The 500-nt window shown below is 71.4% G+C and carries 2 protein-coding genes; both read left to right on the top strand.

Annotated features, from left to right (window positions below):
* Positions 1–331: Fpg/Nei family DNA glycosylase (locus tag GEV06_29370; protein ID MPZ21946.1), on the top strand; the 331-nt coding region annotated here is incomplete at its 5' end.
* Entirely contained in the window at positions 240–395 is a 156-nt protein-coding gene (locus GEV06_29365) for a hypothetical protein (GenBank protein MPZ21945.1), read from the top strand. The genes GEV06_29370 and GEV06_29365, both read left to right, overlap by 92 nt.
* Positions 396–500 lie beyond the last annotated feature (105 nt).

Raw genomic sequence — 500 nt, 5'->3', positions numbered from 1 at the left:
AGCGCAACGCGTGCTCCTCGCCGAGCATGCGCAGGGGCGGCGAGTCCAGCGGGTGCGTGCTCCTGGCGCCGAGGTGCTGCGCAACACGACCCCGCAGGGCCTCGGTCGAGCGCTGAAGGGCCGGCGCCTCGCCCGGCCGCGCCGGCACGGCAGATGGCTGGTCGGGCCCACGGAGGACGGTCCCACCCTCGTGCTGCACTTCGACGCCTGGGGCCGGACGCGTTCGCGACGTCGGAGGCATCGAGGACCGCCTCGCCGGCGCGTCGGGCATGGTCAAGCCAGGGCTCACCGATCAGCGGCGTCTGGCGGGTCTTGGCAACCTTCTGGCTGATGAGATCTGCTGGCGAGCCCGCATCGCGCCGCGGTGGCGGTGCCCTGTCTGTCAGCAGACCTGATCGCCGGCGCGCCTCTCCGTCTCACAATGCGAAACGTGACTGACGACGCGCCGTGGGTGCGCCTGGACCCTTGGTGTCCTCTTGAGAGGTCCGAGCGCTAGGAAA

The sequence above is a fragment of the Luteitalea sp. genome (assembly GCA_009377605.1).
GTDB lineage: Bacteria > Acidobacteriota > Vicinamibacteria > Vicinamibacterales > Vicinamibacteraceae > WHTT01.
Note: the sequence above shows the minus strand (reverse complement) of the source record. Positions and strands in the feature narration are given on the sequence as shown.